The organism is Sphingomonas sp. 1185, from assembly GCF_040544655.1.
GTDB lineage: Bacteria > Pseudomonadota > Alphaproteobacteria > Sphingomonadales > Sphingomonadaceae > Sphingomonas.
This window is the reverse complement of record NZ_JBEPKL010000029.1, coordinates 1-23,574: the sequence shown is the minus strand read 5'-3', so window position 1 is coordinate 23,574 and position 23,574 is coordinate 1. Positions and strand designations below refer to the sequence as shown.

The 23,574-nt window shown below is 67.1% G+C and carries 22 protein-coding genes and 1 tRNA gene; 16 read left to right on the top strand and 7 right to left on the bottom strand.

The features are described from left to right. Positions 1 to 3 precede the first annotated feature (3 nt). Together ABIC44_RS16125 and ABIC44_RS16120 are read right to left on the bottom strand one after the other, a co-directional pair. Positions 4 to 3,207 (bottom strand): efflux RND transporter permease subunit, encoded by a 3,204-nt coding sequence (locus ABIC44_RS16125; RefSeq protein WP_354296539.1) that lies wholly within the window; start codon positions 3,205 to 3,207, stop codon positions 4 to 6. Positions 3,208 to 3,213: 6 nt separating this feature from the next. Further along, positions 3,214 to 4,410, bottom strand: a complete 1,197-nt coding sequence (locus ABIC44_RS16120) for an efflux RND transporter periplasmic adaptor subunit (protein WP_307103829.1) — start codon at positions 4,408 to 4,410, stop codon at positions 3,214 to 3,216. A gap of 100 nt (positions 4,411 to 4,510) precedes the next feature. On the opposite strand from ABIC44_RS16120, the gene ABIC44_RS16115 reads away from it, so the two are divergent. Beyond that, a complete protein-coding gene (locus ABIC44_RS16115; RefSeq protein WP_354296538.1) occupies positions 4,511 to 5,104 on the top strand; it encodes a TetR/AcrR family transcriptional regulator in 594 nt (197 codons plus the stop codon). A 39-nt stretch (positions 5,105 to 5,143) separates the two neighbouring features. Here ABIC44_RS16115 and ABIC44_RS16110 read toward each other — a convergent pair whose 3' ends face one another. Both ABIC44_RS16110 and ABIC44_RS16105 read right to left on the bottom strand, forming a co-directional pair. Further along, positions 5,144 to 5,950, bottom strand: coding sequence for a transporter (locus ABIC44_RS16110; protein ID WP_354296537.1), 807 nt, complete (start codon positions 5,948 to 5,950; stop codon positions 5,144 to 5,146). 270 nt (positions 5,951 to 6,220) lie between these two features. After that, positions 6,221 to 6,310: transfer RNA gene (locus ABIC44_RS16105), tRNA-Ser, on the bottom strand. 146 nt (positions 6,311 to 6,456) lie between these two features. On the opposite strand from ABIC44_RS16105, the gene hspQ reads away from it, so the two are divergent. From hspQ to lptG, 14 genes are all read left to right on the top strand, one after another. Further along, positions 6,457 to 6,822 carry a heat shock protein HspQ gene (hspQ, locus tag ABIC44_RS16100; protein WP_502959858.1) on the top strand — a complete coding sequence of 122 codons (366 nt, stop codon included), beginning with the start codon at positions 6,457 to 6,459 and terminating at the stop codon, positions 6,820 to 6,822. 161 nt (positions 6,823 to 6,983) lie between these two features. Then, a complete protein-coding gene (gene rplU, locus ABIC44_RS16095; protein ID WP_007405484.1) occupies positions 6,984 to 7,283 on the top strand; it encodes a 50S ribosomal protein L21 in 300 nt (99 codons plus the stop codon). Positions 7,284 to 7,325: 42 nt separating this feature from the next. Next, on the top strand, positions 7,326 to 7,592 hold the full coding sequence (gene rpmA, locus ABIC44_RS16090) for a 50S ribosomal protein L27 (protein WP_183951678.1): 267 nt from the start codon (positions 7,326 to 7,328) through the stop codon (positions 7,590 to 7,592). A gap of 183 nt (positions 7,593 to 7,775) precedes the next feature. Then, positions 7,776 to 8,324 carry a GNAT family N-acetyltransferase gene (locus ABIC44_RS16085; protein WP_354296564.1) on the top strand — a complete coding sequence of 183 codons (549 nt, stop codon included), beginning with the start codon at positions 7,776 to 7,778 and terminating at the stop codon, positions 8,322 to 8,324. Between the two features lie 370 nt (positions 8,325 to 8,694). Continuing rightward, entirely contained in the window at positions 8,695 to 9,069 is a 375-nt protein-coding gene (locus ABIC44_RS16080; RefSeq protein WP_354296536.1) for a TadE/TadG family type IV pilus assembly protein, read from the top strand. Next, entirely contained in the window at positions 9,066 to 10,685 is a 1,620-nt protein-coding gene (locus tag ABIC44_RS16075) for a pilus assembly protein TadG-related protein (RefSeq protein WP_354296535.1), read from the top strand. The genes ABIC44_RS16080 and ABIC44_RS16075 overlap by 4 nt, the downstream gene beginning before the upstream one ends. A 60-nt stretch (positions 10,686 to 10,745) precedes the next feature. Then, positions 10,746 to 11,795: a GTPase ObgE gene (gene obgE, locus ABIC44_RS16070; protein WP_354296534.1), complete on the top strand. Its 1,050-nt coding sequence runs from the start codon at positions 10,746 to 10,748 to the stop codon at positions 11,793 to 11,795. Positions 11,796 to 11,985: 190 nt separating this feature from the next. Further along, positions 11,986 to 13,086 carry a glutamate 5-kinase gene (proB, locus tag ABIC44_RS16065; RefSeq protein WP_354296533.1) on the top strand — a complete coding sequence of 367 codons (1,101 nt, stop codon included), beginning with the start codon at positions 11,986 to 11,988 and terminating at the stop codon, positions 13,084 to 13,086. Further along, the gene (locus ABIC44_RS16060; RefSeq protein ID WP_354296532.1) at positions 13,083 to 13,979 is read left to right on the top strand and encodes an SDR family oxidoreductase; all 897 of its coding nucleotides are present in this window, start codon (positions 13,083 to 13,085) and stop codon (positions 13,977 to 13,979) included. The genes proB and ABIC44_RS16060 overlap by 4 nt, the downstream gene beginning before the upstream one ends. A 67-nt stretch (positions 13,980 to 14,046) precedes the next feature. Continuing rightward, positions 14,047 to 14,292, top strand: a complete 246-nt coding sequence (locus ABIC44_RS16055) for an acyl carrier protein (RefSeq protein WP_354296531.1) — start codon at positions 14,047 to 14,049, stop codon at positions 14,290 to 14,292. A gap of 22 nt (positions 14,293 to 14,314) precedes the next feature. Beyond that, a complete protein-coding gene (gene spt, locus ABIC44_RS16050; RefSeq protein WP_307103457.1) occupies positions 14,315 to 15,577 on the top strand; it encodes a serine palmitoyltransferase in 1,263 nt (420 codons plus the stop codon). A 117-nt stretch (positions 15,578 to 15,694) separates the two neighbouring features. Beyond that, on the top strand, positions 15,695 to 17,560 hold the full coding sequence (locus ABIC44_RS16045) for an ATP-binding protein (protein WP_502959860.1): 1,866 nt from the start codon (positions 15,695 to 15,697) through the stop codon (positions 17,558 to 17,560). Positions 17,561 to 17,749: 189 nt separating this feature from the next. After that, positions 17,750 to 18,949: an LPS export ABC transporter permease LptF gene (gene lptF / locus ABIC44_RS16040; protein WP_309698765.1), complete on the top strand. Its 1,200-nt coding sequence runs from the start codon at positions 17,750 to 17,752 to the stop codon at positions 18,947 to 18,949. Then, entirely contained in the window at positions 18,946 to 20,043 is a 1,098-nt protein-coding gene (gene lptG / locus ABIC44_RS16035) for an LPS export ABC transporter permease LptG (RefSeq protein WP_307103452.1), read from the top strand. The genes lptF and lptG overlap by 4 nt, the downstream gene beginning before the upstream one ends. Before the next feature lie 257 nt (positions 20,044 to 20,300). Here lptG and ABIC44_RS16030 read toward each other — a convergent pair whose 3' ends face one another. Then, positions 20,301 to 21,395: a fatty acid desaturase family protein gene (locus ABIC44_RS16030; protein ID WP_354296529.1), complete on the bottom strand. Its 1,095-nt coding sequence runs from the start codon at positions 21,393 to 21,395 to the stop codon at positions 20,301 to 20,303. A 135-nt stretch (positions 21,396 to 21,530) separates the two neighbouring features. Between ABIC44_RS16030 and ABIC44_RS16025 the strand changes: the two genes are divergently transcribed. Beyond that, a complete protein-coding gene (locus ABIC44_RS16025; protein ID WP_354296528.1) occupies positions 21,531 to 22,682 on the top strand; it encodes an N-acetyltransferase in 1,152 nt (383 codons plus the stop codon). Between the two features lie 48 nt (positions 22,683 to 22,730). Here the strand turns inward: ABIC44_RS16025 and ABIC44_RS16020 are convergent, their stop codons facing one another. Together ABIC44_RS16020 and ABIC44_RS16015 are read right to left on the bottom strand one after the other, a co-directional pair. Then, the gene (locus tag ABIC44_RS16020) at positions 22,731 to 22,988 is read right to left on the bottom strand and encodes a hypothetical protein (protein WP_354296527.1); all 258 of its coding nucleotides are present in this window, start codon (positions 22,986 to 22,988) and stop codon (positions 22,731 to 22,733) included. 28 nt (positions 22,989 to 23,016) lie between these two features. Beyond that, complete coding sequence (locus ABIC44_RS16015; RefSeq protein ID WP_307103444.1) at positions 23,017 to 23,238, bottom strand: hypothetical protein; 222 nt, start codon at positions 23,236 to 23,238, stop codon at positions 23,017 to 23,019. Between the last annotated feature and the right edge of the window lie 336 nt (positions 23,239 to 23,574).

Genomic DNA, 23,574 nt, shown 5'->3' with positions numbered 1-23,574 from the left:
GATTCAAACTCCCTGCGGCACGGTCGGCGGGTTCTGCTCGCCATCATGGGGCCTGCCGCCTTCGTGCGGCTGCGCATCGCCCGGCGGCATTTCGCCCTTCTTGCGATCGAACAGCCGCATGACGACGACGAAGAACATCGGCACGAAGAAGATCGCCAGGACCGTCGCCGACAGCATGCCGCCGACCACCGCGCGACCGATCGCGTTCTGGCCGCCCGCGCCCGCGCCGTCGGCGATCGCCAGCGGGAACACGCCGAAGATGAAGGCCAGGCTGGTCATCAGGATCGGACGCAGGCGCAGCTTGGCGGCTTCGATCGCCGCGTCGAACGCATTCAGCCCCTCCCGCATCTTCTCCTCGGCGAACTCGACGATCAGGATCGCGTTCTTCGCCGACACGCCGATCGTGGTGATCAGGCCGACCTGCAGATAGATGTCGTTGTTCAGGCCGGTGATCAGCGCGGCCAGCAGCGCACCGACCACGCCCAGCGGCACGACCAGCATGACCGAGATCGGCACCGACCAGCTTTCATAGAGCGCCGCAAGGCACAGGAAGACGATCAGCAGCGACAGCCCGTAGAGCGCAGGCGCCTGGCCGCCGGACAATTGCTCCTCATAGCTGAGGCCCGTCCAGTCGAGCCGGGTGCCCGGCGGCAGCTTGGCCTGCATCTCCTCCATCGCCTTGATCGCGGCGCCCGACGACACGCCCGGCGCGGCCTGGCCCAGGATTTCCATCGAAGGCTGGCCGTTATAGCGGGTGAGCTGCATCGGCCCCTGATGCCATGCGACGGTGGAGAAGGCGGTGAACGGCGCCATCGTACCCGTGGCCCCGCGCACATAGAGGTCGCCGATATCCTCGGGCGCCATGCGATAGGCGGAATCGGCCTGGATATAGACGCGCTTCACGCGGCCCCGGTCGATGAAGTCGTTCACATAGGCACCACCCCAGGCCGTGGCAATCGTGTTGTTGACGGTCGACAGGTCGAGACCCAGCGCGCCCGCCTTGTCCTGGTCGACATTGACCTTGAGCTGCGGCGCATCGTCGAGCGCGTTGGGGCGCACGCCGACCAGCAGCTTGTTCTGCGACGCCATGCCCAGCAGCTGGTTGCGCGCCGCCAGCAGCCTTTCGTGCCCGATGCCGCCTTCGTCCACCAACTGCATGTCGAAGCCGGTGGCGTTGCCCAGTTCCTGGACAGCGGGCGGGATGACCGCGAAGATCAGGCCGTCGCTGTAACGCGAGAAGGCCCCCATCGCACGGCCAATGATCGCCTGCGCCTTGTTCTCGGCGCCGGGGCGGTCCTTCCATTCCTTCATCGGGATGAAGGCGATGCCGCTATTCTGACCCTGTCCCGCAAAGCTGAACCCGTTGATCGTGTAGACACCGCGAATGGCGCTGCCCGCATCGCTCAGGAAATGGTCGCGAACAAGGTCGAGCCCCTTCTGGGTCCGCGCGCTGGTCGCCCCCGGAGGCCCCTGGACCAACGCGATCATCACGCCCTGATCCTCGTCGGGAAGGAAGCCGCTCGGCAACCGCATGAACAGGAAAGCCATGCCCGCGACGATCAGCGCATAGGCGATCAGCGAACGTCCCCAGCGCCGCGCGGTCGAGCGTGCGCCCTTTTCATAGCGATCGCGACCACGGTCGAACCGGTCGTTGAACCAGCGGAAGAACCGCGCCAGCGGGCCGTTCCCCTGCCCCTTGTTCGGGTCATGCGGCTTCAGGATCGTGGCGCAGAGCGCGGGCGTCAGGATCAGCGCGACCGCGACCGACAGCGCCATCGCCGACACGATCGTGATCGAGAACTGGCGATAGATGACCCCCGTCGATCCGCCGAAGAACGCCATCGGCAGGAACACGGCGGACAGCACCGCCGCGATGCCGATCAGCGCGCCGGTGATCTCGTCCATCGATTTGCGCGCCGCCTCCTTGGGCGACAGATGCTCGGTGGTGATCAGCCGCTCGACATTCTCGACGACGACGATCGCGTCGTCGACCAGCAGGCCGATGGCCAGCACCATGCCGAACAGGGTCAGCGTGTTGATCGAATAACCGAACGCCGCCAGCACCCCGAACGTGCCCATCAGCACCACCGGCACCGCGATCGTCGGGATCAGCGTGGCGCGGAAATTCTGGAGGAAGAGGAACATCACGAGGAAGACGAGCACGACCGCCTCGACCAGCGTCTCGATCACCTGCTCGATCGACAGCCGCACGAAGGGCGACGTGTCATAGGGGTAGATGACCTTGACGTCGGGCGGGAACTGCTTGGCCAGTTCGTTCACCCGCTCCTTGACCGCCGCGACGGTGTCAAGCGCATTGGCGCCGGGCGCCAGCTTGATGCCAATGCCCGACGCGGGCTTGCCGTTCCACTGCGACGAGAAGGCGTAGTTTTCCGCGCCGATCTCGACACGCGCGACGTCGCCCAGCCGGACGATCGAACCGTCGGTGTTGCTCTTCAGGCGGATCTTCGCGAACTGCTCAGGGGTGGTCAGCCGCGACGAGACCGACACGGTCGCGTTGAGCATCTGTTCCTTGGGTGCGGGCTGCGCGCCGATCTGGCCCGCCGAGACCTGCGCGTTCTGCGCCGTGACCGCATTGGTCACGTCCGCCATGGTCAGCGCATAATTGTTCAGCTTGATCGGATCGACCCAGATGCGCATCGCATATTGCGATCCCAGGATCATCGTATCGCCGACACCCGTGACGCGCGACAGCGGATCGGCGATCCGCGAGGCGACGATATCGGACAGGTCGTCCGCGTTGTGCTTGCCGTTTTCCGAATAGAGGCTGACGAACAGCAGGAAGTTCTGCGTCGCCTTGGCGACGATGATGCCCTGGCGCTGGACCTCCTGCGGCAGAAGCGGGGTGGCCGCCTGCAGCTTGTTCTGGACCTGCACCTGCGCGATGTCGGGATCGGTCCCCTGCTCGAAGGTCAGCGTGATCGTCACGCTGCCCGCCGAGGACGAGGAGGACGAGAAGTAGCGAAGGTGATCGATCCCCTTCATCTGCTGCTCGATGATCTGGGTGGTCGTGTTCTCCAGCGTCTGGGCGTCGGCGCCCGGATAATTGGCCGTGATCGACACCGCGGGCGGCGCGATCGCCGGGAACTGGGAGATGGGCAGCGTGCGCAGCGACAGGAAGCCGGCGATGACGACCATCACCGCCAGCACATAGGCGAAGATCGGGCGATCGATGAAATAGCGTGCCATGGCCGTTTACTTCGCCTGTGCCTGTGCCTGGCCCGCTGGCGACGGCGCGCCGGCAGGCTTGGCATTGGGGTTCCATGGCTTGCCCTGGACGGGCATGCCCGGCCGCAGCAGCATGCCGCCTTCGACGATGATCTTGTCCCCGGCCTTCAGCCCGCTGTTGACCAGCCAGTTGTCGCCGATCGAGCGGCCGGTCTGGAGCGTCCGCACCTCGACCTTGTTACCCGCGCCGATCACCATCACCGTCGCCTGCCCCTTTTCGTCGCGGCTGACGGCGCGTTGCGGCACCAGGAAGGCGTTCGACCGCGTTCCCTCGACCAGCGACGCGCGCACGAACATGCCGGGCAGCAACAGGCCGTTGGGGTTGGGGAACAGCGCGCGGATCACCTGCGAGCCCGTCGTCGGGTCGACGGTAACGTCGGCGAAGCGCAGCGTGCCCTGCGGGCCATATTCGCTGCCGTCCTCCAGCGTCAGCTTGACGCGGGCATTGCCGTCGCGGGTCAGCTGGCCGCTCATGATCTGCTGCCGCAGCTTCAGCAGTTCGGCGCTGGGCTCCTGGATATCGACATAGATCGGGTCGAGCCGCTGGATGGTGGCCAGCGCATTGGCCTGCGACGCCGACACCAGCGCGCCGGTGGTGAACACCGAACGGCCGATCCGCCCGGTGATCGGCGCCCGGATGGTGGTGCGGGCCAGGTCGATCTCTGCGGTGCGCAGCGCGGCCTGTTGCGCGGCGACATCGGCCTGCGCCTGCGCCGCGCTCGTCTGGGCGTTCTCGAACTCCTGGCGCGCGATCGCGTTGATCTTGACCAGCTCGCCATAGCGGCGGGCCAGCGCGGCGCTGGACGCGATCCCTGCGCGTGCACGGGTCAGCGCGGCGCGCGCGCTGGCCACCTGGGCCTGATAGGGCGCCGGGTCGATACGGTAGAGCGGCTGGCCCTGACGGACCATGTCGCCCTCGACGAACAGCCTCTGGGTGATCAGGCCGTTGACCTGGGGGCGGACATCCGAGGTTTCGAATGCGGTGGTTCGACCGGGCAATTCGGTCGTCAGGGTGACAGGCTGCTCGCTCGCCACCACATAACCGACCGGCGCCGGTCCCTGGGCAGCCTGCTGCTGCTGTTGCTTGCTACCGGCACCGCAAGCGGCCAGTGCGAGCAAGGCTCCGGATGCCAACACACGACCCATCAGCCGATTGGAAGACATATCATTTCCCGCTTGCTAAATTGTATGAGAGCGATCACTCACAAACGGTGTCGTTAGACCCGCCGCTCGAGTGCGTCAACATCCTAAGAGAGGTCCCAACGTGTTGAATACCCAGTGCCCACCTCCCACCCGTGCCGAATTGCGCCGGCACAATATCAAGGAGGTGGCGCGTCGCCTGTTCGTCGAAAATGGCTTTCACGCCACGGGAATCGCGGCCATCGCCAAGGAATCGGGCGTCGCGGTTCAACAGCTGTACCGCGACTTTCCGTCGAAGGAGGACATCATCGCGGCCATCGTGGCGGCCGACTGCGAACGGTTCGCCGACCAGAAGACGCTGAACAGGGCGCTGGCGACGAAGGACCGCGACGGGATCATCGCGTGGCTGGTGGGGACGCCGTGCCGCAAGGACGAACCCGGAGACCGGCTGTTCCTCGAGATCGCGGCGGAAGCGGCGCGGAACGATCGAATCAGGGCCATCTTCCTCGACGTGCGCGAGAGCGCGTCGGAGAATATCAGCCGCGCCTTTGCGGGCCTGATGGGCAGCGACTCGGTCAAGAGCGAGCATCACACGCTGGCCCAGGCCTTCATGGTCATTTCGCTGGGCTCCGTCTGCGCCAGGGCGCTCCATCAGGAGAATGTAAAGCCCGCCAGTGACAAGCTCATTGCGTGCCTGATCGACGGCGCGCATCCCTGACATCGGCGCAACACGGGCCACGGCCTCGGCCCGCGCCGCTCAAAAGAGGATCGCGCCGCCGGTTACGAGGCGCAAGCCCGGCGCGGCATGGTTCAGGCCGGCCGATGCCAGAATGTCGAGTTGCACGACCTTGGTCGGGCGCCACGCGGCCGACAGGGCGGCCAGCGCCAGCGTCTCGTGCCCATCGGGTTCGTCGTCGCGCTCCAGCGACAGTTCGGCGGTCGCGGTGACCCGCTCGGTGAACTTGTAGCGCAGGCCCGCAATCTCGCTATAGGCCAAATGCCGTCCCGTGCCGGACTGGTTCGCCGCGGCATCGGCCTCGGCCGTCACGGCGATCGCGACCTTCCTGGTCAGCTCATATTGGACGGGGACGATGATACCCGTCGACCAGGCGCCCGCACCGACCGGATAACGCCCCGTCGCGGCGGTCACGAACGCCTGCACGCCCGCCGAGAAGGGCTTTTGCTTGTCCCCCGCCAGATGCTGGCGGATCGCGAAGGTCACATCGCCGGTGCCCGTCACGGTATCCACCGTGCCCGCCGCCTTGTCGCGCGTCCGATTCCGGCCATAGCCGACCCAGTCGAGCTGCACCTCGCTATTCTTCCCGATGCCAAGACGGGCCAGGATGTCCGCCGTGACGATACGATCCTCGCGCTGGTCCGCTTGGTCGTCGCGCTGCCAGTCCAGCGCCGACACCTCGACATGGATGCGCCCCGGCTCGGTCGTGCAGCTCGATCCGCCGAGGTTCGGCCTGGTGGGGCAGAAGCGCGGTTCGTCTTCGGCAAGGGCAGGAACCCCCATCGTCAGGACCGCCGCACTCAGCGCCCAGCCTATCACCCTCACCATCGACGCCCCCGCTAACTATTTGATCGGAAAGCATTGCACCGGCTTGGCTGCACCTTGCAACGCCAAAGCCCTTCCGGGCGAGCGGCCGCGTCGCGCTTAACGAAATTTCGGCGGTTCGATGGCCGTCAGCCTCTGCCGCGCTGGCGAGGGCATCATTGGCCAGTTCGCGAGAGCGTTCACGATCGGTCGATGAGAACCGGATCAGGAATGGCCCTCGATGTGAGCGGGGGGGGCCCGGGTTTCAACGCCTTGCTTGAAATCAGCGAGATATGGCGGAGAGGGAGGGATTCGAACCCTCGGTACCGTTGCCGGCACGCCGCATTTCGAGTGCGGTGCATTCGACCACTCTGCCACCTCTCCGCGAGGACGATCCGAAAAAGGCCGGTTGGCCTTCGGGGCTGATCGATTGGAGGCGCGCTGTTAGATCAGCTTTTTGCGCATTGCAAGCGCCTAAACTTGTGCGGCGCGATAAAGACATTAAATCGGGCGATATGGACGCCACCGACATGATGCCCCTGACCTCGCGCCTGGATGTGGACGCGCCGATGATCGCGACCGCGCGCTTCGCGATCGGGGATGTCGTGCGCCACCGCATGTTCGACATTCGCGGCGTCATCTTCGACGTCGACCCCGTCTTCGCCAATAGCGACGAATGGTATGACGCCATTCCCGAGCAGATCCGGCCCGCCAAGGACCAGCCCTTCTATCACCTGCTCGCGGAAAACGCCGAATCGAGCTATGTCGCCTATGTCTGCCAGCAGAATCTGTTGCACGACGACAGCGACGAACCGATCGAGCATCCCGCGATTCCCGGCCTGTTCACCGGCTATGCCGATGGGCGTTATCTGCTGCGGCGCGAACATCGCCACTGAGTCGCCTGCGGCATCGGGGATTTGGGGTGCGCGGACCCCCTGACCCGGCATCAAAAGCTGCAATCCTTGGTTGACAATCGGGCCACCTTTGCCTAGCTGACCCTTCTTTCCCGACGGGCATTCCCGCGCGGGAGCCATGCATTTGGGAAGTGATAAGAGCCATGTTCGCAGTCGTGCGCACGGGCGGCAAGCAGTATCGCGTCGCCGCCGGAGATAAGATCGTCGTCGAGAAGATCGAGGGCGAAGCCGGCGCGTCGGTGACGCTGGGTGACGTTCTGCTGGCGGGCGAAGGCTCGGAGCTGAAGGCCGTCGACGGCATCACCGTTGCCGCCGAAATCATCGCACAGGCGAAGGCCGACAAGGTCATCGTCTTCAAGAAGCGTCGTCGCCACAACTATCGTCGTCGCAACGGCCACCGTCAGCAGCACACGATCCTGAAGATCGTGTCGGTCGGCGCCTGAATCTCAGCCGCGCCACCCAACGAAATCCAGGAGTAGTTCGCAATGGCACATAAGAAAGCAGGCGGTTCGTCGCGTAACGGTCGTGATTCGGCCGGCCGTCGCCTTGGCGTGAAGAAGTTCGGCGGCCAGGAAGCCATCGCCGGCAACATCCTCGTGCGTCAGCGCGGGACCAAGTTCTATCCGGGTCGCAACGTGGGCATGGGCAAGGACCATACCCTGTTTGCGCTCGTCGATGGCCGCGTCTCGTTCCACGAGGGCAAGCTGGGCCGTAAATTCTGCTCGGTCGAACTGGCCGCAGCGGCCGAATAATCGGGCAACCGCGCCGGGTTGCCCACCAGGGTGACCCGGGTTCCGCGCAGGAACCAGCAAAAAAGGGAGACGGGTCACCCCGGCTCCCTTTTTTTCATGCTCCCTCCACCGCCCCCGCGCCTGTCTCCGTCCCGTCATCGGGACGTGCCACAGGCGCCGGGCGTGACGAGGAGTTGTCGAGTGATGTTCGCGCGGACCCCAAGATTGTTGCTGCGGCCGGCCTGGCCGGAAGATGCCGGCGCCCTGACCCGGGCGATCGGCCATGAAGCCGTCGCCCGGATGGCGGCGCGCGTTCCCTATCCCTATGCGCAGGCCGATGCCGAGCGCTGGCTGGCGCTGCCCTGCGGCGCGACCGAGCCGCGCTTCCTGATCACCGCGCTGGATCGCGGCGGCGCGCCCGAACTGATCGGCGGCATCGCGATCATCGCGGGCGATACCGGGCATGAACTCGGCTATTGGCTGACCCCGGCGGCCTGGGGGCGCGGCTATGCGACCGAAGCGGGCCGCGCGGTCGTCGAGATGGCGCGCCATGCCCTGCCGATCCGGCGGCTGGGCGCCTGGCACTTCGCCGACAACCCCGCCTCGGGGCAGGTGCTGACGAAGCTGGGCTTCCGCCCGAGTGGGCAGCGCATGGCCCGCGCCTCCGCCGCGCGCGCGACGCTGTCGCCCAGCATCCATTACGCGCTCGACCTGGATGACGACCGACGGGCGTCCATGCCCCTCGCCGCCTGAACCTCTTCGCCTTTCCATCACCGGAAAGGCGAAGCCGGGCCCCGCCGCGAATCACCGCGACTCGGGGGATGGGGCATGCCCTCCACGCGAGCAGCCGCGCGTTAACCATTCCCGCTTTGAACATATTGTCCGCATGCAACAAGGCGATTCCTGCCCGTTATGGTCGCTTCTGCTAGCATGCCCAAAAATTCACGGGGTCAGCTGAATAGATTTAGGCGATTGATAAGGATCAACGCCCCTTATGTGCTATATCGATCAGCCGTCAGGGGGGAAATCGGTGGTCCATATTACCCGTTCGCAGCCCTCACCCGGGGCGCTTCGATTTCGGCTTTTTGTTCCGACCTCTTCGCTCGGCCGCGATCGTCGGGGCGTGGCGGTGGTGGAACTGGCGCTGGTGCTGCCCATCCTGCTGGGGCTGTTGATGGGGATCGTCAGCTTCGCCGATTATTTCCTGACCGCGCATATGGTGCAGCAGGCCGCCAATGACGCTGCCCGCGCCGCGCTGGCCGGGATCGATGCGGGCGAGCGCCGGACGATCGCGGTCGATACCGCCCGGCGGCTGCTCGGCGCGGCGGGCACGCTTCGGCCCGAACGGGGCGAGATCATCGCGGTCGAGCAGAATAATATCCTGACCGTCTCGATCCGCTATGATGCGCATGACGATCCTCTGCTGAACCTTCCCTTCGTGCCGACGCCCGGACGCATATTGTCGGCCCGGGGCGTGGCGATGATCGGCGGCCTGTGAGGGCACGGCTCCGCGACGACCGGCGGGGCGGCGTCAGTATCCTGACCGCGATTTCCGCCATGGCGCTGATCGGCTGTGCGGCGCTGGGCGTCGATATCGGCATGCTGACCCTGTCGCAGCGCAAGTTGCAGGGGGTGGCGGACCAGGCCGCGCTCGCCGCCGTCGCCTCCAGCCCCGAGCGGCGCGCCGAGGCGGTGCAGCGCCTGCTCGCGGCGAACGGCCTGGTCCATGTGTCGAGCACGCTGGCGATCGGCACCTACCGCGCCGACCGCTCGATCGCGCCGGAAAACCGCTTCGCGACGGGCGCGGATGGCGGGGCGATTCGGGTGGTACTGCGCCAGCCGGTGCGTCTGTTCTTCGGGCGGGTGCTGACCGGCGATGCCGAGCGCCCGGTCGCGGCCAGCGCGGTGGCGCGGCGAGTCGATCTTGCCGCCTTCTCGCTCGGCACCCGGCTGGCGCAGGTCCAGGACGGGCTGCCCGGCGCGCTGCTCAGCGGCCTGGCGGGCAGCGACCTGTCGCTGTCGCTGCTCGATTACCGGGCGCTGGTCGACACGCGAATCGAACTGCTGCCCATGATCAAGGCGCTCGGCACGCGGCTGAACCTCACCGGCGCCAGCTATAACGAGATACTGGCCGCCGACGTCACCCTGCCCGCCCTGTTGAACGCCATGGCCGACACGGCGGGCCAGGCGGGTACGGCCTCGCTGCTGCGCCGCCTGGCCTTGCGGGTGCCGGGATCGCCGGTGCCGCTGACCCGGCTGATCGATCTGGGGCCGCTGGGCGATGCGACATCGGCGACGTCGCGCGACCTGATCGGGGTCGATGCCTATTCGATGCTGCGCGAGTCGCTGGCCATCGCCAATGGACGGCGGCAGGTGGCGCTGGACCTGGGCGCGTCGGTGCCCGGACTGGTGTCGACCAGGGTGCTGCTGGCGATCGGCGAGCGGCCCGCCGCCTCGCCCTGGCTGGCGGTGACGCGCGACGGGTCGACGACCGTCCGCACCGCGCAGCAGCGGTTGCTGGTCGACACCCAGATCGGGGTGCCGTTTCTCGCCAATATCCAGTTGCCGCTGTTCGTCGAGACCGCCTCGGCCCAGGCGCGGCTGAACGCGGTGCGCTGCACGGGCACGACCCCAACGGTGACGGTCGACAGCTTCCCCTCGCCCGGCACGCTGGCGGTCGCGCAGGTCGACCGGACGCTGTTCGACGACATGAACCGCGCGCCGATCACCGGCGCGGCGACGCTGCTCCAGATCCCGCTCGCCAAGGTCATGGGCCATGCGCGGATCGACCTGGCGAGCGACACCGCGTGGCAGCAGATCCGTTTCGACCAGACCGATATCGCCCATGCAACGACCAGGACGGTCACCGCCAATTCGGCGGTGCGCGGCATCGCCCAGTCGCTGATCCGGCAGGTCGACCTGCAACTGGTGCCGCTGGGCATCCCGATCGGGCTGGGCGGACTGACGGGCGCGGTCGGCGCGGCGCTGTTGCCGGTCGCCCCGGCGCTGGACCTGCTGATCGGCAATCTGAGCGACCTGATGGGCCTGCATGTCGGCCAGGCCGATGTGACGATCAACGGCGTGCGGTGCGGCGGGGCCGTGCTGGTGGCCTGATGGCGGGCAGGATGACGGGCGGGCTGGCCTCTTGGCGCGGCCCGGACTAAGAGCGCAGCCATGCATTTTCTCGATCAGGCCAAAATCTTCGTCCGCTCCGGCGCGGGCGGCCCCGGCGCCGTTTCCTTCCGGCGCGAGAAGTTCATGGAATATGGCGGCCCCGATGGCGGCAATGGCGGCAAGGGCGGCGACATCATCTTCGAGGCGGTCGCCGGGCTGAACACGCTGATCGACTTCCGCTATACCCAGCATTTCCGCGCGCCGCGCGGCCATGGCGGGTCGGGGTCGAACCGCACGGGCGGCGGCGGCGACGATCTGGTCATCAAGGTGCCGGTCGGCACCCAGGTCCTGTCCGAGGACAAGGACGAGGTGCTGCTCGACTTCACCAAGGTCGGCCAGCGCGAGGTGTTCCTGCGCGGCGGCGACGGCGGACGCGGCAATGCCAGCTACAAGACCTCGACCAACCGCGCGCCGCGCCAGCACGGCACCGGCTGGCCGTCCGAGGAGGCGTGGGTCTGGCTGCGGCTGAAGCTGCTGGCCGATGCGGGTCTGGTGGGCATGCCCAATGCGGGCAAGTCGACCTTCATCAACGCGGTGACGAACGCGCAGGCCAAGGTCGGCGCCTATGCCTTCACCACCACCCGGCCGCAGCTGGGCGTGGTGCGGCATCACCAGCGCGAATTCGTCGTCGCCGACATTCCCGGCCTGATCGAAGGCGCGGCGGACGGCGCCGGGATCGGCGACCGCTTCCTGGGCCATATCGAACGGTGCCGCGTGCTGCTGCATCTGGTCGATGCCAATGACGCGGATGTCGCGCAAAGCTATCGCATCGTGCGCGACGAGCTGGAAGCCTATGGCGGCGGGCTTGCGGAAAAGCCGCACATCATCGCGCTCAACAAGATCGACACGCTGGATGACGAGCTGATCGAGGCGCTGTCGGCCGAACTGGCCGAGGCGAGCGGCGCGGACGTGATCCCCTTGTCGGGCGCGGCCGGGATCGGCGTCGACTGGGTGCTCGACAAGCTGCTCGAGGCGATCGGGCCGGGGCCCGATGCGGTGCCGGAGGGCGACGAAGGCGAGGACGAGATCACGTGGTCGCCGCTGGCCTGACGGTGCGGGCGGCTGGCTCGGTGAGACACCCTGCCCTCCCCCATCCCCTCCCGCTTGCGGGAGGGGAGAGCCAAGGTCGAACGCTTGCCCCACAACCTCTCCCCTCCCGCAGGCGGGAGGGGTTGGGGGAGGGAAACGTGCCTCGCAGAGACCATCGCTCACGACATTCCTATCCTATGACCATTTCGCCATGATCTTCCCCCCCACCACCTGCCAGCGGCTGATCGTCAAGGTCGGCTCCGCGTTGCTCGTCACGCCCGAGGGCGAAGTCCGTCGCGACTGGCTGACCGGGCTGGTCGCCGACATCGCCGCGCGCGTCCGTGCAGGCCAGCAGATCGCGATCGTCTCCTCGGGCGCGATCGCGCTCGGCGCACGCCGCCTCGGTCTCCCCAAGGGCGGTCGCGCCAGCCTGGAGGATGCGCAGGCCGCCGCCGCGACCGGGCAGATCGCGCTCAGCCAGGCCTGGGCCGAGCTGCTCCAGGCGCAGGGGCTGACCGCCGCCCAGATGCTGGTGACGCTCGACGATCTGGAGGATCGCCGCCGCTACCTGAACGCGGCCGCGACTCTGGGGCGGTTGCTGGGGCTGGGCGTGGTGCCGGTCATCAACGAGAATGACAGCGTCGCGACCGAGGAAATCCGGTTCGGCGACAATGACCGGCTCGCCGCGCGGGTGGGTCAGGCGGCGGGCGCCAACGGGGTGTTGCTGCTCTCCGACGTGGACGGGCTGTACGACAGCAACCCGCATACCAACCCCGCCGCACGCCATATCGAACGGGTCGATCGGATCGACGCGGTCAGCGGCATGGCCGATGGCGGCTCCGCCTCGGGCATGGGCTCGGGCGGCATGGTGTCCAAGATCGCCGCGGCGCGCATCGCGGTCAGCGCGGGTGCCCACCTTGCCATCGCGTCGGGGCGGATCGAGCATCCGCTGTCGACCCCTGCGCGCCACACCATCTTCGTCGCCGAAAAGAGCGCACCCGCGCGCAAGGCATGGCTGGCGGGCGGACTGACCGCACGCGGGGCGATCACCGTGGATGCGGGCGCGGCAAAGGCGCTGGCTGAGGGCGGCAGCCTGCTCGCGGCGGGCGCGACCGGGGTGCAGGGCCATTTCGCGCGCGGCGATCTCGTGACCGTCGAGGGGCCGGGCGGCACCATCGCTCGGGGCCTCAGCGAATATGATTCGACCGAGGCGCGCGCGCTGATCGGCACGCGGTCCGACCAGCAGGCGCGGATATTGGGCCATGCCCCGCGCGCCGCGCTGATCCATCGCAACCACCTCGCTTTGCTATGATCGTCGCGGTGACGGGAGCGACCGGCTTTGTCGGTCGCGCGGTGGTGGATCGCGCCGCCGGTTCGGGGCTGTCGCTGCGCGCGCTGACCCGGCGCGCCCAGCCATCGCGTGCCGGCATCACCTGGATCGCGGGCGCGCTCGACAAGCCGGAGAGCCTCGCGACGCTGGTCGAGGGCGCGGATGCCGTGCTGCACATCGCGGGCGTGGTCAACGCACCCGACCGCGCGGGCTTCGTCGCGGGCAATATCGACGGCACCCGCGCCATGGTCGAGGCGGCCGAGGCGGCGGGCATCCGGCGCTTCGTCCATGTCTCCTCGCTGTCGGCGCGCGAGCCCGACCTGTCCACCTATGGCTGGTCCAAGCGGCAGGCCGAGGATGTGGTGACGGATAGCGGCCTCGACTGGACCATCGTCCGGCCGAGCGGCATCTATGGCCCCGGCGACATGGAGATGCGCGACATGTTCCGCGCCGCCAGGCTGGGCCTCGCGCTGATGCCGCCGCCGGGCAAGCTATCGCTGGTCGCGGTCGAGGATTTCGCGCGGCTGTTGACCACTTTGGTCGCCACCGACGGCCCGCGCGCGGTGCTGGAGGTGGATGACGGACAGGTCCTGACCCATGCCGACCTGGCCGCCGCGATCGGGGCAGCGGTGGGGCAGCGTGTGATGACCTTCCATCTGCCCAAGACCTTGCTGAACCTGGGCGCCAAGATCGACCGCAAGCTGCGCGGGAATGGCGCCAAGCTGACCCCCGACCGGGTCGGCTATCTCTGCCATCCCGACTGGACCGCCGACCCCTCGCTCCGCCCCGACCCCGCGCTTTGGGAACCGGCCATCGCGCTTTCCAAGGGGCTGGCGGATACGGCACGGTGGTATCGCGCCAACGGCTTGCTATAGCGAACGCCATCACGCGGTCGAAAAGCCGCCGCATTTGGGTGCCACTGGCCCCCTCGAAAGGATCATCATGAGCGACCGCCAAGCCATTTTCGACACCGTCGCGGCCCAGATCGCGCCCTTCAACAAAAAGGGTGTCGAACTGACCGAGGCGGCGACCTTCCAGGGCGACCTGGAGTGGGACAGTCTGACCGTGATGGATTTCGTCGCCGCGATCGAGGACGAATTCGACATCATCATCACGATGAACATGCAGGCCGAGATCGAGAATGTCGGCCAGCTGGTCGACGCGGTCGAAAAGCTGAAGCAAGCCTGATCGCCTCCAAACGGACACCGACATGACCGAAGCCGCTGCCCAGCCCCACGCCCTGCCCGCCGACCCCGAGACGGTCGCCCCCGAGCATGACCTGCTGTCCAAGTTCGACGGCCTGATCGCCGAGCGGCAGAAGCTGCTCGACTCGGGCGTCACCGATCCCTTCGCGATCGTGATGGAGCAGGTGAAGTCGCCCACCGAGGCGGTGATCCGGGGCAAGGACACGATCCTGCTCGGCACCTATAATTATATGGGCATGACCTTCGACGCGGACGTGATCGCGGCGGGCAAGACCGCGCTCGATCAGTTCGGTTCGGGCACCAACGGCAGCCGGATGCTGAACGGCACCTTCCACGACCATATGGAAGTCGAACAGGCGCTGCGCGATTTCTACGGCACGACCGGCGCGATCGTCTTCTCGACCGGCTATATGGCGAACCTCGGCATCATCTCGACGCTGGCGGGCAAGGGGGAATATGTCATCCTCGACGCCGACAGCCATGCCTCGATCTATGACGGCTGCCAGCAGGGCAATGCCGAGATCGTCCGCTTCCGCCACAATTCGGTCGAGGATCTCGACAAGCGGCTCGGCCGACTTCCGAAGGAACCCGCCAAGCTGGTCGTCCTCGAGGGCGTCTATTCGATGCTGGGCGACATCGCCCCGCTGAAGGAAATGGTCGCGGTCGCCAAGAAGCACGGGTGCATGGTGCTGGTCGACGAGGCGCATTCGATGGGCTTTTTCGGCCCCAACGGGCGCGGCGTGTACGAGGCGCAGGGACTGGAAGGCCAGGTCGATTTCGTCGTTGGCACCTTCTCCAAATCGGTCGGCACGGTCGGCGGCTTCGTCGTGTCCAACCATCCGAAGTTCGAGGCGGTGCGCCTGGCCTGCCGCCCCTATATCTTCACCGCCTCGCTGCCCCCCTCGGTGGTGGCGACCGCGACGACCTCGATCCGCAAGCTGATGACCGCGCACGAAAAGCGCGAGCGGCTGTGGTCGAACGCGCGCGCGCTGCATGGCGGGCTGAAGGCCATGGGCTTCCGCCTGGGCACCGAAAACTGCGACAGCGCCATCGTCGCGGTGATCCTGGACGACCAGGAACAGGCGGTCATCATGTGGCAGGCGCTGCTCGACGGCGGTCTCTATGTGAACATGGCGCGCCCGCCCGCGACCCCGGCGGGGACCTTCCTGCTGCGCTGCTCGATCTGCGCCGAGCATACGCCCGAACAGATCGAGACGGTACTGGGCATGTTCCGGGCGGCGGGCCAGGCGGTCGGCGTTCTCGCCTGATCGGCCTATGCCCCTGGCGGCTTTGCAATATCCCATGCTTGCGATAGCGTGGCGACCGTGACCGAACAGGAGGACCAGGGAAGGGTCGGCCGGTGGCGGACCTTTGCGCTGATCGCCATGGCGCTGACCGGCGCGGCGACGCTGGTCCTGCTCATCGTCACGCTGGGCCATGCCAATCGCGAGCGGGACCGCGCGCTCGACCTGCAAAGCCGCAGCTATGACGTGATGATCCTGGCCCGCACCGTGGAGGGCACGATCGCCCGGTCGGAGGCGTCGCTGGGGCGGTACGTCATCTCGGGCGACAACAAGATCGGGCAGATCTATTCGGAAGAATGGTCGCTGGCGGCGGCGCAGCTCGACCGGCTGGACATGCTGGTCGAGGATTCCCGGCAGCAGCGGCTGGTCGACCAGCTGCGCGCCGCCTATGAGGCACGCGGGCGCGAGCTGTCGGCCATCGCCCTGTCGACCACCTATCACCGTGATCGTCAGGCCTATGCGCTCTATCACCAGGCGCGGCGGGCCGAGGCGCTGTTGCAGATCAACCGGACGCTCAACGTCCTGATCGCGGGCGAGCGCCGCCTGCTCGAACAGCGCACCGCCGCGGCGCGCGACACGGTGCTGCACTCCAACCGGATCGCCAGCGGGCTGGGCCTGTTCGGGCTGGCGCTGGCGCTCGGCGCGATCCTGCTGGCCTGGATGATCGTCCATGCCGTCGGCGAGCGGGCGGAGGCGCGCGCCGAGGCGCATGCCGAACGCGCCCGTGCCGAGGAACTGGCGGACGCGGTCGATGCCGCGACCGAGGAGCTGAAGCTCCAGGAAGCCAAGCTGCGCCAGGTGCAGAAGATGGACGCGCTGGGCCAGCTTACCGGCGGGATCGCGCATGATTTCAACAATATGCTGGCGGTCGTTCTGGGCGGGCTGGAACTGGCGCGCCGGGCGGACGGGGTGGAGGATGCCCGCCGCCATCTCGACAGCGCGACCGAGGGTGCGCACCGCGCGGCCGCGCTGACCCGGCGATTGCTGATGTTCAGCCGCGAGGAGGCGCTGACCCCCGAGCCGCTCGTGCCCCGGCAATTGGTGGCCGGGATGCGCGACCTGCTCGACCGGACGCTGGGCGACGGGGTGAAGGTGACGGTCGAGGACCGGACGACCGGCTGGATGCTGTTCGGCGACCGGACGCAGATGGAGAATGCAATCCTGAACCTCGCGGTGAATGCCCGCGACGCGATGGACGGGCGCGGCGAGCTGACCATCCGCACCGCCGAGGCGCATGTGATGGCAAACGAGCTGCCACGCGCGGCGGCGGGTGACTATATCCTGTTGTCGGTGACCGACACCGGCGCGGGCATGTCGCCCGAGGTCGCCGAGCGGGTGTTCGAGCCATTCTTCACCACCAAGCCCGCAGGCAAGGGCACCGGGCTGGGGCTCAGCCAGATTTTCGGGCTGGTCGGCCAGATGGACGGCGACGTCACCATCCGCACCGCGCCCGGCGCGGGCACCACGGTCCATCTCTATTTCCCGCGCCACCGCGCCGCGACCGCCCCCGCCCCCGTTGCCGAGCCGGTCGCCCCCGCGCCGGACGCCGAGAACGCCGGCGGCATGCGCATCCTGGTGGTCGAGGACGATCCGCGCGTGCTGTCGGCGACGATGGCCGCGCTGACCGAGCTGGGGCATGATCCCCTGCCCTGCGGCGATCCGCGCGAGGCCGAGGGGATGCTGGCGCGCCAGGCCGACATCAGGCTGATCGTGTCGGACGTGCTGATGCCGCACCAGACCGGACCGGAGATGATCGCCGCGCTCCGCCCCCGCTATCCCGAGGTCGCGGTGTTGTTCGTCACCGGCTTTGCGGGCGATGCGCAGGCGACCGGGTTCGAGGGCTATGAGGTGCTGCGCAAGCCCTTTACCCTGGTGGGGCTGGAGCGGGCGGTGGCGGCGGCGCTGGCGCGCAATGTCGGGGACGGGTCGGTCAGCGCGGCGGCTTGAGCCGGGGTCGGGGCATGGCCCTCGATGTCACCCGGACTGAACGGCTTTTGCTGCCCTGTCCCGCATACGACCTCGGTTCGGCGCGGGCGAAGTCGAAGGCTACGCCGATCCAACGCAAACAAGGGGTGACGCGCCCCTCCCCCGATCGTATAGCCATGGCCGTTTTATCGCGCGAGTGATGTCCCCCGCATGAAGTCCATCGATCGCTACATGGCCCGGCTGATCGCGTTGCCGCTGTTCGCGACGCTGATCATCTCGGCGATGCTGCTGGTGCTCGATCGCATCCGCCGCCTGTTCGAATTCGTCGCGACCGAAGGCGGGCCGATCAGCGTGGTGTGGCGGATGCTCGCCAACCTGCTGCCCGAATATCTGGGGCTGGGCATTCCGATCGGGCTGATGCTGGGTATCCTGCTGGCCTTTCGTCGCCTGGCCACCTCGTCCGAGCTGGACGTGATGCGCGGCGTCGGCATGAGCTATACTCGGCTGCTGCGCGTCCCCTATATGTATGCGATCGTGCTGGCCGCGCTGAACCTGGCGATCGTCGGCTATATCCAGCCGATCGCGCGCTATTATTATGAGGGGCTGCGCTACGAGCTGCGCACCGGCGCGCTGGGCGCCTCGATCAAGGTCGGCGAGTTCACCCATCTGGGCGACCGCATGACGCTGCGCATCGAGGAGAGCCGCGAGAATGGCCGCGACCTGTCGGGCATCTTCGTCCACGCCAACACGTCCAAGGGCGACTGGATCGGCGTGACGGCGCAGCGCGGGCGGTTCCTGGCGACCGACGATCCCAATGTCATCATCTTCCGGCTGACCAACGGCACGCTGATCCACAACCGGCCCGAATTCAAGGCGCCGCGCGTGCTGAGCTTCTCCAGCCACGACCTGCCGATCGACCTGCCCAAGTTCGACAATTTCCGCCAGCGCGGCGGCCGTGACCTGGAGTTCACCCTCCCCGAGCTGGCCCGCCACGGCCAGGATGCCCAAAGTGCCGAGGCGCGCGCGGGCAGCCGGGCGGAATTCCATTTCCGCGTGGTCGAGGTGGTGACGATGTTCCTGTTGCCACTGCTCGCGGTGTCGCTGGGCATTCCGCCCAAGCGATCGACCTCGGCGCTGGGCGTCTTCCTGTCGATCGTCATGCTCGTCACCTATTTCAAGGTGAACCAATATGCCGCCGATATCGGCGCACTGGGCAGGGTCGATCCGCTGCTGGCGCTATGGGGGCCGTTCGCGGTCTTTGCGGGGCTGGTCCTCTGGATGTATTATGTGACCGCCTATGTCCCGGGCGGCCAGCCGATCGGGGCGCTGGAGCGCGGCGTGGCCAAGATCGCCAAGGCGATCGGCCGCTGGCTGCCCGGCCGCCGCCGGAAAAAGGCCTATACGGCATGAGCCTGTCCAACATTTTCCCGTCCAGGACGATCGCCATCTACATGGCTAAGATGTTCCTGATCCGCACCTTCGCCATCCTGTTCGCGGTGGCGCTGGTGCTCCAGACGCTGGACGTGCTGAGCGAGTCCGGCGCGGTGCTGGCCGCGCCCGGCAACGGCCAGGCGCAGGTGTGGCGTTACGTGTCGCTGCGCGCGCCGCAGATCATCTCGTTCCTGCTGCCCTTCTCGGTGCTGCTCGGCACCATCCTGACCTTCTTCACGATGAACCAGAATTCGGAAGTCATCGCGCTGAAGGCGGCGGGCATGTCGGCGCATCAGGTGCTCGCCCCGCTGCTGATCGCCAGCGCGGGCGTGGCGGTGGTCAGCTTCGTCTTCAACGACCGGATCGTACCGCGCGCCAGCGCGACGCTCAGCGCCTGGCAGAAGGTCCAGTATGGCCCGCTGCCCATCGACAGCGGCGACCGGTCCAATGTCTGGGTGCGCGACGGCGACGACCTGATCTCGGTCGATCTGATCCAGGGGCGCGGCGCCAGGACCCAGCTGGGCGGCGTGACGCTCTATGACCGGACGGGCGGCAGCCTGGTGGCGATCGTGCGTGCGCCGCGCGGGCAGCGTGACGGCGATGGCTGGCGGATCGGCCCCGCCACCCGGTTCCAGGTGGCGTCGGGCAAGGTCACCACCTTCCCCTCGCTGATCGTCGGCCGGGGGGTGACGCCCGAACAGCTGACCCTGGCCAGCGTCAGCGCCGACAACATGTCCTTCGACGCCTTGTCGAGCGCGATCGACGACCTGCGCGAAGCGGGACGGCCGACCACCTCGCTGGAGGGATCGCTGTGGCATAAGCTGTCCGCGCCGATGTCGGCCATGCTGATGCCGCTGCTGGGCGCGGTCGCCGCCTTTGGCATCGCACGCTCGGGCAAGCTGTTCGTCCGCGCCGTGATCGGCATGGCGCTGGGCTTCGCCTATTTCGTGGCGGACAATTTCTCGATGGCGATGGGCGACCTGGGGGCGTACCCGCCCTTCCTCGCGGCATGGGCGCCGATCCTGTTGTTCCTGCTGATCGGCGAAGCGGTCCTGTTCCGGACCGAGGAATAGGGGCCAGATAGGATCGACATTCGGCCATGCCTTTCCCTCCCTCGCCCCTCGCAGAGGGGAGAGGGAAGAAGAAGCAATACTGAATGTTGATCCAACCCAGCTTCGTCAGAAGCGCGGGTTAGGGATAGCAGCTGGACAGGGATTTCCCTTGGCCTTCGACTGCGCTCAGGCTGAACGGATGATGGGATTATCGGGAAGGCCGTTCGCGCCGAGCGAGGTCGAAGCGCACGCCCCTTCCCTCGCCCGGCGCCTTTCGCTCACTTCCCCCGGTGGAAGGTGCTCAGTCCGATCTTAGCGACCAGCCCCGGCAGGCCCTTGTAGCTGGCCTTGTGATAGGGCGAGTTCGGCTCCAGCGCCGCGCTGATCCGGCGATGCGCCTCGCCCAGCGCATGATAGGGCAGCGACGGCAGCAGGTGGTGCAGCGCGTGATAGCGCAGTCCCACCGGCGCCCACAGGCCTGGCAACAAGGCGGGCGGCGGCACATTGACCGAATCCAGATATTGCGCGGTCACCGTCATCGGCTCGCCCTCATTCTCCCAGAGATGGGCGACGAGCGTCCGGACCTGGTTCAGCACCGCCACCGCCGAGCCGATCGCGAACCCGATCGCAAAGCCGCGCACCGGGATCACCCCCGTCGCGACCAGCGCCACCAGCGCGATCGCCCAGATCGAGGCCGCCGCATCGGTCCGGTTGAAGCGGACCAGCGCCTCGCCCTCGGGCATGCGGCGGCGGAACTGCGGATTGATCGCCAGTGCCGAATAACGCTCGACCACGATCCGGCGCAGCCCCGGCACGACCCAGGACAAGGGCGACAGGATCGCGAAGCGGATCAGCAACCCCAGCGGCGCCAGCGCGGACACCAGGACGAACATCGGCAGCGTCCACGGCTTCATCAGCGCCAGCGGCAGATATTCGGGATCGTCGGCCGTGCCATAGCGGGTCTTGGCATGGTGCAGATTGTGCACGCCCTCATACATGAAGGCGGGCGTCAGCAGCGGCACGCCGACCAGCGCGTTCCAGCCTTCGCGGAAACGCGGCAGCGCCGAATGCTTCATATGGCTGACTTCATGGATGAACAGCAGCGCGCGATACAGCGCCAGTACCGACACGACCGACGCCGCGACGATCACCCCGGTCGACGAGGCGGTCACTGCCACCGCCAGCGCCGCATAGCCGACCAGCGCGCTGCCCACCATGTCGGCCCAATAGAGCCGGGGACGCGGCGCGATCAGGTCGCGGGTCAGTTCGGCGGCGGCGCGCAGCATCGCCTTGTCGTCCGCGATCGGGACACGCGCGGCGGGCGTCGCCGCAGCGGCGGGGGCAGCCCGTTCGAAAGAAAGCGTCGATTCCATAGCTCTATCCTTTGCCCCCACATAGTGGCGACACGGTGGCATTCCCACGTCCGGCAATGACGGAATCCTCACTCGCCATGATCGAACCAGACGGTTAGGACATGGTTTTCCCGTTTCCGCTGGACCCGATCAGACATGGCCCTTTCGATCCGCCCCGTCGCCACCAAGCGCGACCGCAAGACCTTCGTGGACTTTCCCTTCGGTCTGTACGCGAACGATCCGCACTGGGTGCCGCCGCTGAAGGGCGAGGCGCTGGGCCTGATCACCCCGGAGAAGAACGGGTGGTACAGCCATGCCAAGGCACAGCTGTTCCTGGCCGAAGAGAATGGCCGCGTGGTCGGACGCATCTCCGCGCATCTCGACACGCTGGCGCTCGAGATGGATCCGTCCAAGGGGTTCGGGCCCGGCACCGGCTTCTGGGGCCTGATGGATGCCGAGCGGCAGGAGGTGTTCACCGCGCTGCTGGCCACGGCCGAGGGCTGGCTGCGCGAACAGGGCATGACCCGCGCGATCGGCCCCGTGTCGCAGTCGGTCTGGGAAGAGCCGGGCCTGTTGGTCCAGGGTTTCGACCAGGACCCGACGATCATGATGGGCCATGCGCGCCCCGAATATCAGGGCTGGATCGAGGCGGCGGGTTACACGACGATCAAGCAGCTCTTCACCTATGAGCTGGACATCACGCAGGAATTTCCGCCGATCGTCCAGCGGATCATCAAGTCGGGCGAGAAGAACGAGCGCATCCGTATCCGCGAAGTGAACAAGGCCAAATTCGACGAAGAAGCGGCGATTATCTTGGGCATTTTCAACGATAGCTGGGCAGACAATTGGGGCTATGTTCCGATCACGCCACCCGAGATCAAGGATGTCGGCGTCAAGCTGAAGCCAATCGTGTTCAACGACCTGATCCGCATCGCCGAACTGGACGGCAAGCCGGTCGCCTTCATGATCACCCTCCCCGACTTGAACGAAGCGATCAAGCCGCTCAAGGGAAGCTTGCTGCCCTTCGGCTGGGCCAAGCTGCTGCTGTGGCTGCGCGCGCCCAAAGTGCGGACGATGCGCGTGCCCTTGATGGGGGTGGTCAAGGAGCTTCAGTCGTCGCGCATGGCGAGCCAGCTGGCCTTCATGATGATCGAATATATCCGCCGCGCCTCGGTGACGAAATATGGCGCCTCGCGGGGCGAGATCGGCTGGATCCTCGACGACAATCAGGGGATGCGCTCGATCGCCGAGACGATCAACAGCCGGGTGAACAAGACCTACAATGTCTATGCCCGCGATCTGGGCTGATCGCGGCGGGCGGGGCCGTCCGGTCGCGGCGGCCCCTGCCCTTCACGGTCACTTGCGTCGGCCGATATAGTCGAGCGGGTCGACGCCGTGCCACATCCACTGGGCACGGGTGCGGCAGAGCTTGCCGACGACGATATGGTCTTCCTGCACGTTGCGGAAGCAGTAGCGGACCGTCTTGGCTGGGGCCAGGCCGGGCGCCTGGGCGGGCGGGACGGACGCCGCGACGGACACGGGCTTGACCTCGCCCTCGTGCGAGGGGGCAGCGGTCAGGCTGGCGGCGGCAGCGGCGATCAGGGCGAACAGCATCGTTTCTCTCCGTTCCTCGGGGCGGCGATCAGCGGGTCTTGACCGGGACGCCGGGGACCTCGCCCTCGACCGCGATCCAGTCGGCCGCAGTGCGGCAGATCTTGCGAGGAATGCGCGAGCCGGTGATGTTCGCGATGATGCAATAGCGGGTGGTGTCCGACACCGCCGTCCGGGCCGAGGAAGGCGACGGCGTCGCGGCCGGTGCAGGGGCGGCGGAGAGGGCGGAGGCGATCAGCAGCGAAGCGAACATTGTGGTAACTCCCTTTGGCGTCGGATCGGCTCCGACAGGTGAGTTACTGCATTATGCGTGCCATACAGCAGGAACGTTGAAAAACCGGGATTTTCTATTTTTGGATATGGCATAAACCGCTAAATGCCGGGGACTTATACCAATAGAGTTGGCAAAATTCACTGACGCGCCCGGCCTATCGCTTCTTCTTCCCTCTCCCTGGACAGGGGGAGAGGGTTAGCGGAGCTTGCCAGCTCGCTGGCTAGAGCAAATTCCGAGCGTCTTGAATCGATGGGGGATTCCCAAGCGGCTTGAAGTCTGATTCAAGATCGTCACCGGCGACAGGAGGCCGGTCAG

Bases quoted from the DNA above. Each gene is read 5' to 3' on its own strand.
- ABIC44_RS16125 (WP_354296539.1), bottom strand. From the start codon at position 3,207: ATGGCACGCTATTTCATCGATCGCCCGATCTTCGCCTATGTGCTGGCG.
- ABIC44_RS16120 (WP_307103829.1), bottom strand. From the start codon at position 4,410: ATGTCTTCCAATCGGCTGATGGGTCGTGTGTTGGCATCCGGAGCCTTG.
- ABIC44_RS16110 (WP_354296537.1), bottom strand. From the start codon at position 5,950: ATGGTGAGGGTGATAGGCTGGGCGCTGAGTGCGGCGGTCCTGACGATG.
- hspQ (WP_502959858.1), top strand. From the start codon at position 6,457: ATGATGCCCCTGACCTCGCGCCTGGATGTGGACGCGCCGATGATCGCG.
- rplU (WP_007405484.1), top strand. From the start codon at position 6,984: ATGTTCGCAGTCGTGCGCACGGGCGGCAAGCAGTATCGCGTCGCCGCC.
- rpmA (WP_183951678.1), top strand. From the start codon at position 7,326: ATGGCACATAAGAAAGCAGGCGGTTCGTCGCGTAACGGTCGTGATTCG.
- ABIC44_RS16085 (WP_354296564.1), top strand. From the start codon at position 7,776: ATGTTCGCGCGGACCCCAAGATTGTTGCTGCGGCCGGCCTGGCCGGAA.
- obgE (WP_354296534.1), top strand. From the start codon at position 10,746: ATGCATTTTCTCGATCAGGCCAAAATCTTCGTCCGCTCCGGCGCGGGC.
- proB (WP_354296533.1), top strand. From the start codon at position 11,986: ATGATCTTCCCCCCCACCACCTGCCAGCGGCTGATCGTCAAGGTCGGC.
- ABIC44_RS16060 (WP_354296532.1), top strand. From the start codon at position 13,083: ATGATCGTCGCGGTGACGGGAGCGACCGGCTTTGTCGGTCGCGCGGTG.
- ABIC44_RS16055 (WP_354296531.1), top strand. From the start codon at position 14,047: ATGAGCGACCGCCAAGCCATTTTCGACACCGTCGCGGCCCAGATCGCG.
- spt (WP_307103457.1), top strand. From the start codon at position 14,315: ATGACCGAAGCCGCTGCCCAGCCCCACGCCCTGCCCGCCGACCCCGAG.
- ABIC44_RS16045 (WP_502959860.1), top strand. From the start codon at position 15,695: ATGGCGCTGACCGGCGCGGCGACGCTGGTCCTGCTCATCGTCACGCTG.
- lptF (WP_309698765.1), top strand. From the start codon at position 17,750: ATGAAGTCCATCGATCGCTACATGGCCCGGCTGATCGCGTTGCCGCTG.
- lptG (WP_307103452.1), top strand. From the start codon at position 18,946: ATGAGCCTGTCCAACATTTTCCCGTCCAGGACGATCGCCATCTACATG.
- ABIC44_RS16030 (WP_354296529.1), bottom strand. From the start codon at position 21,395: ATGGAATCGACGCTTTCTTTCGAACGGGCTGCCCCCGCCGCTGCGGCG.
- ABIC44_RS16025 (WP_354296528.1), top strand. From the start codon at position 21,531: ATGGCCCTTTCGATCCGCCCCGTCGCCACCAAGCGCGACCGCAAGACC.
- ABIC44_RS16020 (WP_354296527.1), bottom strand. From the start codon at position 22,988: ATGCTGTTCGCCCTGATCGCCGCTGCCGCCGCCAGCCTGACCGCTGCC.
- ABIC44_RS16015 (WP_307103444.1), bottom strand. From the start codon at position 23,238: ATGTTCGCTTCGCTGCTGATCGCCTCCGCCCTCTCCGCCGCCCCTGCA.